This is a genomic window from Lawsonibacter hominis (assembly GCF_014287895.1).
Lineage (GTDB): Bacteria > Bacillota > Clostridia > Oscillospirales > Oscillospiraceae > Lawsonibacter_A > Lawsonibacter_A hominis.
Map to the genome: position 1 here is coordinate 279866 of NZ_JACOPP010000001.1, position 13501 is coordinate 293366.

Below are 13501 nucleotides of genomic sequence, written 5' to 3' on the forward strand. Positions count from 1 at the left end.
CCCTTTTACAGTCCCAGAGCGGCCCGGACGGCTGGGCCGTCAAAGGCGGGAATGCCCAGCATCGCGCGGGCCTCGGCAGGCGTCGCAGGCCGGTTGCCGTAGGCCCTTACAGCGGCAACGGCCCGCTCCACCAGCATGTGGTTGGTGGCCAGAATTTTTTTGCCGCTTTCGTCCACACCGAAGACCACATTGTCCTCCATGCCCACCCGGATGTGCCCGCCCAGAGCCAGTGCCGCAAACAGGATGGGCATATGCCCCCTGCCTACGCCGAATGCCGACCAGGTGGACCCGGCGGGGATATGGGTAACCAGATATTGAAGATGTTCCACGGTGGCGCTCATGCCTCCGGGCACACCCAGACAGAACTGGTAGTGGCAGGGTGTAGGCAGATGGCCCTTTTTCACAAAGTGCTCGGTGATGCCCAGCATCCCCGTGTCAAAGATCTCGATTTCCGGCTTGATGCCCCGCTCCATATACAGGTCGCCCAGCTTCTCCAGAAACTGCGGCGTGTTCAAAAAGACGCCGGCAGGCATCCAGTTGAAGGTGCCTGCGTCGTAAGAGCCCATTTCGATCCCGGGCAATTCCCTGTGGTGCGCCATCCGCTCTTCGTCTGTGGCAGGGTGGGCCTTGGAGGCCCCCGAGGAGGTGCAGTTGATGATGATGTCGCAGTCCTCGTGGGCACGGATCCGGCGGATGGTCTCCCGGAAGCGCTCCTGATCCATGGCTCCCAACCCGTCGGGGGCGCGCATATGCAGGTGCACCACGGCGGCCCCCAGCTTCCAGGCGTCATAGGCCTCGTCGGCGATCTGCTGAGGCGTCTCTGGAATTTTGTAGCCCGCAGGGGTAACCGCCCCGGTGAGGGCGGCGGTAATAATGGTCTTTGCCATGCGGTATTCTCCTTTCGCTTGCGTTCTGTCTTTTTCTTGTGCAAAATTCATGCCAACTTATTTTTTTCCGGTGTATTACCCGGATTTCCCCGTCATCCGGCCCGGTACGCCCCTCCGGTTCCCTCCGTCCTTCCGCTCCGGGTGTTCACTTTCAGCATCACCCGTCGCAGATCGGCAACATACCGCCCCCCGTTTCGCCCGTTTTCCCTCCTTCCCGCCCTCTTTTTTTTGGCACGCCGTTTGCATAAGTTCCTTTCGGAAGACTTATCGAACGCTTTGTTTTCCAAAATCTAAGGAGGAATTTTATGTCCAAACAAGCAGTGATCGTAGCATACGGCCGTTCTGCCGTATGCCGTGCCAAGAAAGGGGCCCTGGCCCGCTCTCACCCCATCGACTGGTCGGCTCAGGTGCTCCGCGGCGTTCTGGACCGGGTCCCGGAGCTGGATCCCGGTGAGATCGCCGACGTGATCGTGGGCTGTGCCATGCCGGTACGGGGGCTCAACCTCAACGCGGCCCGTCTCATCACCCAGCGCGCCGGTCTGCCGGACAGCGTATGCGGCCAGACCGTCAACCGCTTCTGCGCCTCCGGGCTCCAGTCCATTGCCACCTGCTCCAACGCCATTACCGCCGGGCAGGAGACGGTCATGGTCGCCGGCGGCGTGGAGGATATGAGCCATACCTTTAAAACCGCCGATCCGGCCGACCGGAATCCCTGGCTGGCGGAACACAACGAGGGGGCCTATATGGGCATGGGCTTCACCGCGGAAAACGTGGCGGCCAAATACGGCATCACCCGCCCCGAAATGGAGCGTCTGGCGCTGGAAAGTCACCGGAAAGCAGCCGCCGCGCAGGACGCCGGCGGATTGAACCGCTCCATTATCCCTGTCACCGTCCCCGGGGCGGAGGGCGGCACGGAGACCGTCACTCTGGACGAGGGGATCCGCCGGAATACCACGCTGGAGGGCCTGGCCTCCCTGAAGCCCTGCTTCCGGGAGGACGGCGCGGTCACCGCCGCCACCTCTTCCCAGACCAGCGACGGCGCGGCTTTCGCCGTTCTCATGAGCGAGGACAAAGCCGCCGCGCTGGGGATCAAGCCCCTGGCCCGGATGCGCTCCTTTGCCACCGGCGGCTGCGATGCCCGCTATATGGGCCTCGGCCCCATCTACGCCGTGCCCAAAGCCCTGGCGCGTGCGGAACTGACCATGGACGACCTGGATGTGATCGAGCTCAACGAGGCCTTCGCCGCCCAGGCCCTGGCCTGCATCCGGGATCTGGCGCTTCCTGTGGAAAAAGTCAATCCCTGGGGCGGTGCCATGGCGTTGGGTCATCCCATGGGCGCCACCGGCATCTTTCTCACTTCCAAAGCGCTGGACTACCTGCGTCTGAACGGCGGGCGCTATGCGCTGGTCACCATGTGCATCGGCGGCGGTATGGGCGCGGCCGCCGTGTTCGAATTGCTGTAAGCCGCAAAGGAGGAAGCTATCATGAGTTATAAGGTTACCCGCCGTTCGGAAGCCGTGGCTTACGAGGCTCCGGGCCATTACGACATGCGTCCCACCCGCCTGCACAATCCCGGCGATGTAAACGATGGCCGCATCACCGTGGGGCTGAGTCATTTTTTGCCCGGCGGCGGCTGCCATTTCGGGTCCAACGCGCTGGAATCCATCTATTATGTTCTTGCGGGCGAAATGGATCTGACGACCGACGACGGCACCACCACCCTGCACGCCGGAGACTCCTTCCACTGTGGGCCCGGCACCCAAAAGGCCATCCAAAACAACGGCCCGGTCAGCTGCCAGATGCTGGTTATTCTGACCCGGCCGGAACAGGCATAACGAAAAGGAGGAAGTTATCATGAATATTTCCGAGCATCTTTTTGATCTCACTGGAAAAAACGCCGTGGTGGTTGGCGGCGCGGGCGGCATCGGCCAGGCCATTGCCCAGGGTCTGGCCGTCTATGGAGCCCGCGTGGCCATTGCCAGCCGCAGGGAAGAAAGTCTGAAACGCGCCCAGCAGGAGATTTTGGAGAGCAGCGGCAAGCAGGTGTGCTACTACACCGTGGATGCGGGAGACGAAGACAGCGTAATCGCCCTGCTGAACGCCGCCCTGGCTGAATTCGGCGAGGTGGATATCCTGGTCAACGCCCAGGGCTTCAATCAGAAATTTCCCGCCACGGAGTTTCCCATGGACGTGTGGGACCAGATGTTCAGCGTCAATGTCCGAAGCTTGATGCTCACCTGCAAGCATTTCGGCGCTCATATGAAGCAAAACGGCAGCGGCAAGATCATCAATCTCTCCTCCGTCCGGGGCGTCCGTGCCTGCGGCGGCGGCAACACCGGCTACGGTGCCACCAAGGGCGCGGTGGATATGATGACACGTATGCTGGCCAAGGAGCTTGGGCCCGAGGTCTGCGTCAACGCCATCGGCCCCACGATCACCTATACCCCCATGATGGTCGGCGTCCTTCCCGCCGACCCGCAGGAGCGGGCAGCCAAGGCGGCCAATATGCCGCTCAAGCGCATCGGCGAACCGGAAGACTGCGCCGGACCCGCCGTATTTCTGGCCTCTGCCGCCTCTGATTTCATGAGCGGGCAGATCCTCTACCCCGACGGCGGCCTGACCGCCATGGGCTGATTGTCCGCCGGTGTCTCTGAGAACCGGAAACAGGGCCCGCTGCAAAGCAGCGGGCCCTGTTTCCATGCTTCTCCGCGCGTCACGCCAACGCGCTCCTTACAACCCAAAACCGGCCGTGCCGCGTGAAACCACGCGGCACGGCCGGTTTTGGCTACAGGCGCTCCGCCTCAATGGTACAGAGGAAATCCGCCACCGCCTGGAGCTCCCGTTCGCTCAGCCGCCCGATCCGCCGGATGGTATCGGCCTGGAGCGCCGCGTCGGCGGCCGGCGGATCGGGACGGCGCCCGGTTCGCACCCATTCCGCCGGGCATCCATACACATGCTCGATCAAAAGCGCCAGCGGCTCCGAGATGGTCTCCTTTCGTCCGCTGGTCAGCAGGTAAACATAATTGGCGCTGATCCCCAAACTGCGGGCAAACTCCGCCTGCTTGAGGCCGCAGGTGTCCAGCAGCCACCGGATACGGTGCGCCAGCGTCCAGTACTCGTTATCCGGTAGCATCTTTCCTTCCAGCATGGGCCTGCTTCGCCTCCTCCATCATCTGGATGTATACCAGAAGCTCTTTTCGGCTGGTCACGTTGAGCTTCATGTAGATGCGGCGGTTATGGGTCTTGATGGTATTGATGGACAAGCACAGAATCGCCGCGATCTCCCGCGCCGTGTGTCCTTGCAGATACAGATCAAAGACCGCCCGCTCGGCGGCGGAAAGGGTCTGGATATTCTCCACAAAGGTGCGGTAGAGGGCCGACTGTTCCGGCGGAGGGGCATAGGCGGGCACGGCGGTCTCGTCCTGCCGGACGAGAAATTCCAGCAGGTCGTCGATCTCCGGAATCCTGGTGCGCTGGGCGGTGCGGCCGCCCCCCTCCTTGATCTGCCGGAAGGCCTCCGCCATTGGGCGCAGGTACCGGCGGCTGAGCACGGCCGCTCCCACGCAGCTGCACACCAGCAGCGCCAGCAGTCCCAGTACCAGCACCCGGTTTTGGTCCGTAAGCCGGGCGGCCAGGGCTTCCCCCGGCATCATCAGCGTGAGCATCCACTGCTCTCCGGCATAGACCGAGTCCTTGGGATAGAGCTCCACCGCCCGGTGCAGCCCTGCGTAGGTCCCGGCACCCGGCTGGTGGTAGGTATGAATCCCGCCCGTGTCCAGCTTTATCTCCAGGGGCTGCTCCGTCATATCCCCGGGGTAGACCGCATAGCTGCCGGCATACAGCGCCCCTTCCGCGGACAGGCGTCCCTCCTCCACCGGGGAAAGCATGCAGAAAAGGTATTCAAACCGGCTGTTGTCCGGGGCGTAAGACAGCTTGAAGAGCATTTGGCTCACTTCAAATCCGCACACCCCCATCACCGTACCGTCGGAAGCCGTCAGCGGGAGCGTGCAGAGCATGACGGACTCGCTGCTGCCGGGTAAGATGACGCTGCGGTTCCAGCGATACAGCCGGGAGACCGGCCGTTCCGGCCGGCTCCGCGCCATCTCAAGGGTCGTTTGATACCAGTCCGCTCCGCTCACGTCGCACTCCATCCGCCATTGAGGCAGGATGTACATGCCGTTTTCCCGCGCGATGGACATGGGACCGATCATATAGCGCAGATTGGCCGCGGTGTTGCTGACGATATTGGGCTCCATATTTTTGAGATAGAGCCCCGCCCGCGACTGCTGCGCATCCGGCAGGTCGGGATTCACCGTGGCGTCCAGTACCAGAAAGACGCCGCTGGCCCGGGTCTTTTCCAGGGCGCCGGTCAGGTGGGGCAGCGTCTCCTCCAACAGGGCGTTCAGCAGCTCCGGCTCCTCCGCCAGCGCCGCGGGTGGCACCTTCTGGGCCGCCAGCCGCCGTTCCAGGGTCTGGCTCAGGGTCTCCGCCAGGTCCACCCCCCGCACGGAGATATCCCCAAATTCCTGGTAGGCCGCCTGGGCACGGTAGGACAGCTCCTGCTCCAGCGTCTGCCGGACCTGCTGCTCCCCCGCGTGGAACGCCCCGGTTCCCATCAGCAGGATCAGTACCCCTGTGACGATGGCGGCGCAGAAGAGCATCAACAGCCCGAACAGGCGCATGCGCATGGAAATGCCGTCCCGTCCCGCGTTGCGGAACGCCCGGAGGTAGAGTCTTCCCGTTTCCAGCAGTCCACTGCCGGGCATACCGCGCTCCCCCTCTCTCACGTCTGCCTCACCAGGCCGAGCGGAAGGCTTCCAGCCGCTCCGCCGCGGCCTGCCGGTAAGCCTCCTCCTCTGCCGCTCCGCCTTCCAGCAGGGACAGGTACTCCTGCCGCGCCTCGGACGCCGCGGTCTGGAGCTTCTCCGCATAAGCGCTGCTGACGGCGTTGAAGGCGTCGAATACCGGGGGCACGTAAAACCGGTACGCCTCGTATACCGTCATGGCGGCACGCAGCAGCTTCTGGATGTTCACGTTCTCGTTGGCGGCGATCTCCTGTTCCATGCGCTCTTCAAAGGCGGAGCGGGTCACCGGAAGATAGCCGGTGGAGGCTACGAAGCGCATGTTCTGCTCCGGCGCGGTGAACCACTTCAGGAAAACGGCCGCCGCCTGTTCCTTCTCTGGGGTGGAGCGGGCTACCACCAGGCCGTTGCCCCGCTGTATGGCGATCTTCTCCCCGCCCTGAAACGTGGGGAACGGCAGCACGGTATACTCCACCTGCTCGGTGGTATTGTCGGGATAGGTGATCTCTTCCCCGTAAAAGAGAATGCCCGCGGTGGAGCCGGTGGAGCAGACGATCTCCCCGGTCTTGGACAGGTCGGAGGAATAGCCGTCATAGATGGCATAGCCGCCCCTCACCGCAGGCTCAAAGACCGCTTCCCATATCCGGCGGTAGCAGTCGCTGTCCAGCGCCAGGGCCTCCCCCGCGAATAGGGATCCCCCCATCTGTTCCATCCCGACCTGCGCCAGGTTGAACAGGGAGTCCGCGGTATAAAAGCTCTTGCCGTCCTCCGGCGTGTCCGGGGTCAAGCCGTCGGTCCAGTCGTAATAGGCCGTCGAGGCCGCCGCAATGCCCTCGAAAGTGGAAAGGCTGTCCAGACCGATCCCCGTAGCCTCGGAAAAGCGGTCGAACAGGGTCTGATTGACAAAGAGCACCTCGGTGGATTTGGCGAAGGGGAAGACATAGAGCTGTCCGTCGGACAGTCGTCCCTCCTCTACAAAACGGGGCAGGTAGGCGTCCAGCTCCGACTGGGTGAATTGCCCGTCCAGCGGCGCCAGCAGCTCCCGCTCCTGAAGCAGGGCGGCGGTGGCGGGATAGCAGGTGGCGATATCGGGCATCTCGGGCGCACCCGGGTCTCCGTCGGCGATCATGGTCAGCTTCTCCTGCACCGCCGATGAGCCGGAGATGGAGGTGACGCTGAGAATGATGCCCTTCTCCTTCCCCATGGTACCGTTGAATTCGTCTACCAGGGTGTCCATCGTGGCCTGCATCTGACCGCCAAAATTGTGCCACAGGGTCAACGTCACAGGATGCCTGGGGTTCAGCCCCGTCTCCGCTGTGCAGCCGGAGAGTCCTGCGGCCAGCAGCGCCGCACAGAAGATCGCCCAAATTCGCTTCATACCCGACCTCCCCTAAAAATCACCCGGAAAATCGTCCCGCCGGGCGGCAAAATCACCCTAGGGATGATTACAAACCGTCTCCCATCCTGTACAATCAAATACAGGGATCCCGGACACTCCGCTCTTCGTGTCGGTCCTATTGTACTATCTACATCTAACTAAGTCAAATGTTTTACCGTTTTTTTACCGAACTTCAGGAGGTGAAACGAATGGAACCGGACCGTGTGCGGCGCGAACGGCTGGAGGAGCTCACCCGGGCGATCCGGCAGCTGGACCCGGAGGAGCTGCGCCGGCTGCGGGATTTTGTGGCCGGGCTGGAGGCGGCCCGGCGGAAGGAGGCGGAGGATGACGGCTACTAGCGCCCCCCCGCGCGCCTGCTCCATCTGCGGCTGGAGCTGTCCGGACCTGTCTCCGGCGGAAGCCCGTCTGCGCTTCAACCGCTGCTCCCGCTGCGGCGCCTGGGTGTGCGACGCCCACTTCAACGAGAACCGGGGCCTGTGTGTGCGCTGCGCCCCGCGTATCTGCCGCCACTGCGGCCGTCCCGTCCTCCCAGGCAGTCAATTTTGTACTGTATGCGGCGCACCTCAATTTGAACCGCAGCACCACAGCGGCCCAAACCGCACGGCTGACCCCACTCAAGCGGATCTGTGAAAGGAGCACCCTCATGAAAAAGCGAATGATCTCTCTGCTGCCGGCACTTGCGCTCTTCCTTTCCCTGCTGCCCTGTACGGCGCTGGCGTCCGAGCCGGTCGCCCTGAACGTCACGGTACGCGACTTCAACGAGGACGGCGTACTTTTTGAAGGGACGATCGACTCCAGCTCCGGTCTGGTCCAGACGACCCTGGGCGCGGACAAAAAGCCTGTGTACGAGCTGTCTCTGTGGCAGTCGCTCTACGGCGAAAGCGTCACCCAAAGCGCCCTCAACGCGTTTTTCAACGATACCCCCGGCGTAAACCAGTCCACCCCCAAAACCCTTACCATGAAGCCGGACGGGGAAGGCTATTGGGTCATCGACTCCTCCCTGACCGCCGACGGCGCTCCATCCGACGGGTTTTTCCCCATTGACGGCGCGCTCTTCGGCAACCAGGGCAACGAACACAACTATCACTTCTCCGTAGAGATCCACACCCGCTTCAAATATGTCTCCGGCGCGCGCTTTACGTTCCATGGCGACGATGATGTGTGGGTGTTCTTTAACGACCAGCTGGTGATCGACCTGGGCGGCGTCCACAGCGCCGAGAGCGCCGAGATCGCGCTGGACGAACTGGCGGGAACGCTGGGCATCCGGCCCGGCGATGTGGTGGACTTCGATATGTTTTACATGGAGCGCCACCAGACCGGCTCCAACCTCTACCTGCGGACCAACTTCGAATTTCTGAACCTGGACGCCTCCCAGTGGGCGCTGGCGGAGCTGGCGCAGGCCGACGCGCTGGGCCTCATCCCCGACGTGCTGCGGGGCGCGGATCTGACCGCTCCCATCACCCGGGCGGAATTTGCCGCCGTGGCGGTAAAGACCTACGAGGCCCTCTCCGGCGAGGCCGCCAGCCTCCCCGCCGTCAGCCCCTTCAGCGACTGCAGCGATCCGGAAGTGCTGAAAGCCTACCAGCTGGGCATCACCACCGGTACCGGGGACGGCACCACCTTCTCCCCCCGCGTGCTGCTCAACCGGGAACAGGCGGCCGCCATGCTGACCCGGGTATACCGCGTCTTCTCCGGCAGCGAAGCGCCGGCCTATTCCATGCCGGAGCGCTTCTCCGACGACGCGCAGATCTCGAGCTGGGCCTATGACTCGGTCTATTTTATGGCGGCCCACGGCATCCTCCAGGGAAGCTCCGGCAAATTCATGCCGCGGGCCGTCACCAGCGCCGAGGCGGCGGTGGGCTACGCCCAGGCCACACGGGAGCAGGCGCTGCTCATCGCGGTGCGCATGGTGGAGCAGCTGGGGTAACGCATTGGCTGGGACCGCCAGAGGCGGACGCCCGGCGGCAGGCACTTCAATTCTGAACAGGAGGGGAACCTAATATGGCATTCTTCGACAAACTGGGCGATCTTGCCAAAAACATTGGGGACAAGACCACCGACGCTATCGAGACCGGTAAGCTCAACAGCAAAATCGGCAGCGAAACGGCCGCCGCCGCGGCACAGCTGCAAAAGGTAGGCGAGTTTTACTATGCCAAATTCGCCGCCGGGGAGCAAGTATCCCCTGAGGCGCTGGAATTCTGTCAGGCCGCCGCCGCCCACTATGCCGCCGCCGAAAAGGCACAGGCGGAGATCGACCGCATCCGCGCGGAGAACGACGCGGCCCGAGCGGCCTCTTCCGCTGTGGCGGCTCCCCCACGCTCCGCCGCCGGCCCGGCCTGTACGAGCTGCGGCGCCGTCAACGCCCCTGGCACCCGCTTCTGCGGCTCCTGCGGAGCAAAGCTGCGTTAGAAAGGAGCGTCACGTCATGAGTTTTTTGGGACGCGAGATCCAGCGCGGCATCAGCCGCGGGATCGGCCGCGGCATCGGCCAGGCCCTTGGAAACGCCGTGGAGCAAGCCGTCGCCCCCGCTGCCAACCAGGTGGCCCGGCAGACGGTGGCTCCGGCGGCGAATCAAGCCGCCCAGAGCATCAACCAGACGGTCCAGGAGCTGGACCTGGCTGCAGCCCGGGCGCAGCAGGTCCAGGACCCGCCTGCCGCCGGGCGGGAGACGTCCGCCCCCGCAGCCCCGCCGGGCAGTTCCCTGGGCAGTCTGTTCGCCAACCTGCAGGGGGCGGTCCAGAGCGCCGCCAATGAGGCGGCCAAAAACTGGAAGCTCTGCCCCGCCTGCGGAGAACCCGCCGGAGCGGACAAGACCTTCTGTCCTTCCTGCGGGGCGCTCCTGCCTGAGCAGACGGCAGCCGAACGCGCGCGCTGCCCCGCCTGCGGACTGCAAAATGATGTGGGCACCAAGTTCTGCGCCGGGTGCGGCGCCAAACTGCCGGAGCCGGGCCCTGCGGAGTCCTCCCGCTGCCCCGCGTGCGGAGAATCCGCGGACGCCGACGCCAAATTTTGCCCCAACTGCGGAGAACGCCTGAACACCGCTGTCCCACGCTGCTGTGCCAGCTGTGGGGAAATGCTCCCCGCCAGGGTACGCTTTTGTCCCTCCTGCGGGACTCAGGCTGGCTGATCCCGAATACCGAACAGCGGCCCGTCCTTTTGGACGGGCCGCTGAGCTTGTCTCTCTATTTGTTGCGATTGAAAATCTTGAAGATATCGTCGAAGGGATCCTCGTCCAGCGGCTCAGGGGGCTTGACAGGCGCGCCCTCGGCCCGCTTTTCTCCGGCGCCCTCCGTCTTTTTGTCCCGGGCGGCGGTAAAAGGGGCGTCCGGCATGGAACCGGCTGCCTCTTCAAAGCCGGTCGCGATGACGGTGACCCGGATCTCGTCCTCCAGCGTCTCGTCAAAGGCGGCGCCGAAGATGATGAGCGCGTCGGGGTGGGCGGCCTGCTGCACCAGGTTGGCGGCGGTCTCCACCTCCTCCAGGCCGATATCCATGGAGCCGGTGACATTGACCAGCACACCCTTGGCGCCGTTGATGGAGGTCTCCAGCAGGGGGCTGGAGATGGCCATCTTGGCGGCCTCCTCCGCCTTGTTCTTTCCGGCGGCCCGGCCCACGCCCATGTGGGCCATACCCGCGTTCTGCATCACGGCGGTCACGTCGGCAAAGTCCAGATTGATAAAGCCGGTGTTCTTGATCAGGTCGGAGATCGACTGCACCGCTTGGCGGAGCACGTCGTCGGCAATCTCAAAGGCGTTGGCAAAGGTGATCTTCTGGTCGGTAGCAAACTTCAGCCGCTCGTTGGGGATGATGACCAAACTGTCCACCCGGGTACGCAGATCTTCAATACCCTTCTCGGCCTGGAGCATGCGGCGGCGGCCCTCAAAGTTGAAGGGCTTGGTCACCACGCCCACGGTAAGGATACCCATCTCCTTGGCGATGTCCGCCACGATGGGAGCCGCGCCGGTGCCGGTGCCGCCGCCCATACCGGCGGTGATAAACACCATATCCGCGTCCTCCAGAGCCTTGGAGACGGCGGAGCGGCTTTCCTCGGCGGACTTGCGGCCCACCTCCGGATCGCTGCCCGCACCCTGGCCGCCGGTGAGCTTTTCTCCGATCTGGATCTTAAAGGTCGCGCTGGAAACGGCAAGCGCCTGCTTGTCCGTGTTCACAGCGATGAAGTCCACGCCCTTGGTGCCGGATTTCACCATCCGGTTGACTACGTTGTTGCCGCCGCCGCCGACACCGATCACCTTGATCGTGACCACATTGTCGGGACCGGTGTCCAGTCCAAACGCCATAACTGCTCCTCCTATGTAAAACGAATTCGTTGTCTCTCTCTGCAAAAAACGACCTATTTTGTGCCGTCCTCCGGCTCCAAAACTATATCTTGTCCTATTTTATCTCTCTTTTGCCTGGAGGTCAATAGTTCCCGGCGTATTTCCGCAAAGTTTTGGAACATACGGGTGCCGAACACCACCACTGCCGCCAGGTACAGGGGAATTCCCAATTTCTGGCCCAGCCAGGTCAGGAAGGCGGCGATGGCCGTGTTGCCCACCGTGCCGGACAAAAACACGTCCAGCTTGAATTCGCCTTTAATGCGGGCGCGGAAGCCGCCCAGGGCGGAATCCAGCGCCGCCAGCAGTCCGGCGGCCACGTACAGGGAATATTGGCTGGGGATGGCCCAGGGAAACAGCACCCCGGCCACCAGCCCCACCAGCAGTCCGATCAGCTCGGGCATGTCATTCCCCCCTCTCCTCCGGCTCCTGCGCGGTCCGGGCGTATTGATATTCGACGGTTCCGTTATACTTGGGGATCAGCAGCAACTCGCCGGCGGTCACCTTCACGGTGATCCCCCACTGGCTCAGGATGTCCACAACGCCGTTGCGCATGGTCAGTGCATTGTAAAGGGTGTTTGCATCCCCGATGGCCATGATGACATAGGGCGCGGCGTAGCGCCTGCCGTTGACCGTCACCACCGCGCCGGTACAGCGGATCTCGCTGGTGGCCAGGATACGCTCCCCGTTGAGGGAAATGGCCTCCGCCCCGGCGGAGCGCAGCTCGTTGATGACCGACAGCAGGTCGCTGTCATGGATGAGGTAGTCGGCCTCGTCCCCGGTGACGTTGGCGGAGGAGGAATCCTCCAGGACCACCGCCACCCCCGGCCCCTCCAGGTCGGTGAGCCCCGCGGTGATGGACAGCTGCTCCAGCTCGTGGACCAGCGCCGCGCTGCCGCCGCCGGCGGCGGCCTCCTCCCGGTAAACGCCCAGTTCATGCTGGGCCTGGGCCAGCTGTTGTTCCAGACCGTCCTGCTTGTCCAGGGCCTCGTTATAGAGGTTTTGCAGGGTCTCCAGACGGCTGGCGTTGGTAGCGTCGGCGGCGGAATTGAGTTTTACCGAGCGCAGCTGGGCGGCCAGCAGGAAGCCCACCACCGCGCATACTACCACCACAGCCAGCTCGCCCTTGTTTTTCAGCTTCTTCATGTTGGCGTATCTCCTTGCGTATCCAGGCCTGTCTCCGGCGTGGAGGATGGCTCCGGCGTTTCCGCAGCCGTTTCGGAAGCGGGGAGCCACCGCTCGGGCAGCAGGCGGGCCTCCCCCTCCCCATAGGTCAGATCCAGCGTACCGGTGCGGGCCACGCCCCGCTCGTCCATGGTCTCCAGCGCCCGCTTCAGGGCGTAGGTACGGTCGGTAAAATCGTCGTTCATGGGCATGACCACCGTCAGATCCGCTCCGTAACCGAAGCGGATCTCGTTGTCGGAACGCAGGTCGATGAACGCGGTGACGCTGCCCGTCATGCCCCGGGCCTGGATGGCGGAGAGCAGGCTCTTGAGGCTGGCCAGCTTGTCCTGTTGGGACTGATCCACCGCCAGGGGCGTGCCCACCGCGGGCGCCAATGGCGTCAGGCCCAGCACCTCCGCCTTCCCCTGGGCCAGGGAAGCGTCGCCCCGCTCCAGCAGCTTGCACCGCGCGTCCAGCAGCCAATACTCGCCGCCGGCGCAGAGCGCCGCCACCGGGTAGCTCTCGGTCACCTGGATGAGCAGGGTATCGGGCAGCTTGCGATGGATGGACACCTCGTCCACATAGGGCAGCTGCGTATAGATCTGCCGGGAAATCTGGTATTTGTTCAGGGCGAACAGGTTATCCCCCTGTTCCACCCCGGAGGACTGGATCACCTCCGCCTCGGCATACCGGCTGTTGCCGGAGACCACTACCGTATTGACCCGGAAAAACACCACGCAGCCCACCAAAAGAGCGGCGAAGATGAGCAGGGCGGACAGCAGCTTATAGAGGAAGCCGAAGCGTCCCCTGTTCCGCCGCCGTCCATGCCTGTTCCGTCTCGCCGCCATGCTCCCGGTCTCCTGTTCTGTTTCTCTTTTGTGTGTCAGTATATCATAGGAAGGTCAAGAAATCGTT

General features: G+C 63.5%; 16 protein-coding genes. 8 read left to right on the forward strand and 8 right to left on the reverse strand.

The annotated features are described in order from the left end of the window. Positions 1-5: 5 nt before the first annotated feature. Complete coding sequence (locus tag H8S57_RS01360; protein ID WP_186906273.1) at positions 6-887, reverse strand: beta-keto acid cleavage family enzyme; 882 nt, start codon at positions 885-887, stop codon at positions 6-8. A 305-nt stretch (positions 888-1192) separates the two neighbouring features. Here H8S57_RS01360 and H8S57_RS01365 point away from each other — a divergent pair, with 305 nt between their 5' ends. The 3 genes from H8S57_RS01365 to H8S57_RS01375 are packed head-to-tail and all read left to right on the forward strand — an operon-like array spanning position 1193 to position 3521. Beyond that, positions 1193-2350, forward strand: a complete 1158-nt coding sequence (locus H8S57_RS01365) for a thiolase family protein (protein ID WP_186906274.1) — start codon at positions 1193-1195, stop codon at positions 2348-2350. A 21-nt stretch (positions 2351-2371) separates the two neighbouring features. Further along, positions 2372-2722, forward strand: a complete 351-nt coding sequence (locus H8S57_RS01370; protein WP_186906275.1) for a cupin domain-containing protein — start codon at positions 2372-2374, stop codon at positions 2720-2722. Between the two features lie 19 nt (positions 2723-2741). Then, complete coding sequence (locus tag H8S57_RS01375; protein ID WP_186906276.1) at positions 2742-3521, forward strand: SDR family NAD(P)-dependent oxidoreductase; 780 nt, start codon at positions 2742-2744, stop codon at positions 3519-3521. A 151-nt stretch (positions 3522-3672) separates the two neighbouring features. Here H8S57_RS01375 and H8S57_RS01380 read toward each other — a convergent pair whose 3' ends face one another. Genes H8S57_RS01380 through H8S57_RS01390 form a run of 3 tightly spaced genes read right to left on the reverse strand, consistent with a single transcriptional unit; the run spans position 3673 to position 7067 of the window. Further along, complete coding sequence (locus tag H8S57_RS01380) at positions 3673-4035, reverse strand: helix-turn-helix transcriptional regulator (protein WP_186906277.1); 363 nt, start codon at positions 4033-4035, stop codon at positions 3673-3675. Beyond that, positions 4007-5653 (reverse strand): helix-turn-helix transcriptional regulator, encoded by a 1647-nt coding sequence (locus H8S57_RS01385; RefSeq protein ID WP_186906278.1) that lies wholly within the window; start codon positions 5651-5653, stop codon positions 4007-4009. The genes H8S57_RS01380 and H8S57_RS01385 overlap by 29 nt, the downstream gene beginning before the upstream one ends. Positions 5654-5681: 28 nt before the next feature. After that, positions 5682-7067: an extracellular solute-binding protein gene (locus H8S57_RS01390; protein ID WP_186906279.1), complete on the reverse strand. Its 1386-nt coding sequence runs from the start codon at positions 7065-7067 to the stop codon at positions 5682-5684. 209 nt (positions 7068-7276) lie between these two features. On the opposite strand from H8S57_RS01390, the gene H8S57_RS01395 reads away from it, so the two are divergent. The 5 genes from H8S57_RS01395 to H8S57_RS01415 all read left to right on the forward strand — a co-directional run bounded on the left by H8S57_RS01395 (position 7277) and on the right by H8S57_RS01415 (position 10215). After that, complete coding sequence (locus H8S57_RS01395) at positions 7277-7426, forward strand: hypothetical protein (RefSeq protein WP_186906280.1); 150 nt, start codon at positions 7277-7279, stop codon at positions 7424-7426. Further along, positions 7413-7718, forward strand: a complete 306-nt coding sequence (locus H8S57_RS01400; protein WP_186906281.1) for a zinc-ribbon domain-containing protein — start codon at positions 7413-7415, stop codon at positions 7716-7718. The genes H8S57_RS01395 and H8S57_RS01400 overlap by 14 nt, the downstream gene beginning before the upstream one ends. Before the next feature lie 13 nt (positions 7719-7731). Then, positions 7732-9015 (forward strand): fibro-slime domain-containing protein, encoded by a 1284-nt coding sequence (locus H8S57_RS01405; RefSeq protein WP_186906282.1) that lies wholly within the window; start codon positions 7732-7734, stop codon positions 9013-9015. A gap of 74 nt (positions 9016-9089) precedes the next feature. Further along, positions 9090-9497 (forward strand): zinc-ribbon domain-containing protein, encoded by a 408-nt coding sequence (locus H8S57_RS01410; RefSeq protein ID WP_186906283.1) that lies wholly within the window; start codon positions 9090-9092, stop codon positions 9495-9497. Positions 9498-9513: 16 nt separating this feature from the next. Next, positions 9514-10215, forward strand: a complete 702-nt coding sequence (locus H8S57_RS01415) for a zinc ribbon domain-containing protein (protein WP_186906284.1) — start codon at positions 9514-9516, stop codon at positions 10213-10215. Between the two features lie 55 nt (positions 10216-10270). On the opposite strand, the gene ftsZ is transcribed toward H8S57_RS01415, so the two are convergent. Genes ftsZ through H8S57_RS01435 form a run of 4 tightly spaced genes read right to left on the reverse strand, consistent with a single transcriptional unit; the run spans position 10271 to position 13434 of the window. Then, positions 10271-11386: a cell division protein FtsZ gene (gene ftsZ / locus H8S57_RS01420; protein WP_186906285.1), complete on the reverse strand. Its 1116-nt coding sequence runs from the start codon at positions 11384-11386 to the stop codon at positions 10271-10273. Between the two features lie 53 nt (positions 11387-11439). Continuing rightward, positions 11440-11826, reverse strand: coding sequence for a small basic family protein (locus H8S57_RS01425; RefSeq protein ID WP_186906286.1), 387 nt, complete (start codon positions 11824-11826; stop codon positions 11440-11442). A gap of 1 nt (position 11827) precedes the next feature. Further along, on the reverse strand, positions 11828-12568 hold the full coding sequence (locus tag H8S57_RS01430; protein ID WP_186906287.1) for a DUF881 domain-containing protein: 741 nt from the start codon (positions 12566-12568) through the stop codon (positions 11828-11830). After that, complete coding sequence (locus H8S57_RS01435) at positions 12565-13434, reverse strand: cell division protein FtsQ/DivIB (protein ID WP_186906288.1); 870 nt, start codon at positions 13432-13434, stop codon at positions 12565-12567. Before H8S57_RS01435 ends, H8S57_RS01430 begins: the two co-directional genes overlap by 4 nt. Positions 13435-13501: the final 67 nt, after the last annotated feature.

Coding starts and splice junctions, on each gene's coding strand:
- H8S57_RS01360 (WP_186906273.1), bottom strand. CDS start 887: ATGGCAAAGACCATTATTACCGCCGCCCTCACCGGGGCGGTTACCCCT.
- H8S57_RS01365 (WP_186906274.1), top strand. CDS start 1,193: ATGTCCAAACAAGCAGTGATCGTAGCATACGGCCGTTCTGCCGTATGC.
- H8S57_RS01370 (WP_186906275.1), top strand. CDS start 2,372: ATGAGTTATAAGGTTACCCGCCGTTCGGAAGCCGTGGCTTACGAGGCT.
- H8S57_RS01375 (WP_186906276.1), top strand. CDS start 2,742: ATGAATATTTCCGAGCATCTTTTTGATCTCACTGGAAAAAACGCCGTG.
- H8S57_RS01380 (WP_186906277.1), bottom strand. CDS start 4,035: ATGCTGGAAGGAAAGATGCTACCGGATAACGAGTACTGGACGCTGGCG.
- H8S57_RS01385 (WP_186906278.1), bottom strand. CDS start 5,653: ATGCCCGGCAGTGGACTGCTGGAAACGGGAAGACTCTACCTCCGGGCG.
- H8S57_RS01390 (WP_186906279.1), bottom strand. CDS start 7,067: ATGAAGCGAATTTGGGCGATCTTCTGTGCGGCGCTGCTGGCCGCAGGA.
- H8S57_RS01395 (WP_186906280.1), top strand. CDS start 7,277: ATGGAACCGGACCGTGTGCGGCGCGAACGGCTGGAGGAGCTCACCCGG.
- H8S57_RS01400 (WP_186906281.1), top strand. CDS start 7,413: ATGACGGCTACTAGCGCCCCCCCGCGCGCCTGCTCCATCTGCGGCTGG.
- H8S57_RS01405 (WP_186906282.1), top strand. CDS start 7,732: ATGAAAAAGCGAATGATCTCTCTGCTGCCGGCACTTGCGCTCTTCCTT.
- H8S57_RS01410 (WP_186906283.1), top strand. CDS start 9,090: ATGGCATTCTTCGACAAACTGGGCGATCTTGCCAAAAACATTGGGGAC.
- H8S57_RS01415 (WP_186906284.1), top strand. CDS start 9,514: ATGAGTTTTTTGGGACGCGAGATCCAGCGCGGCATCAGCCGCGGGATC.
- ftsZ (WP_186906285.1), bottom strand. CDS start 11,386: ATGGCGTTTGGACTGGACACCGGTCCCGACAATGTGGTCACGATCAAG.
- H8S57_RS01425 (WP_186906286.1), bottom strand. CDS start 11,826: ATGCCCGAGCTGATCGGACTGCTGGTGGGGCTGGTGGCCGGGGTGCTG.
- H8S57_RS01430 (WP_186906287.1), bottom strand. CDS start 12,568: ATGAAGAAGCTGAAAAACAAGGGCGAGCTGGCTGTGGTGGTAGTATGC.
- H8S57_RS01435 (WP_186906288.1), bottom strand. CDS start 13,434: ATGGCGGCGAGACGGAACAGGCATGGACGGCGGCGGAACAGGGGACGC.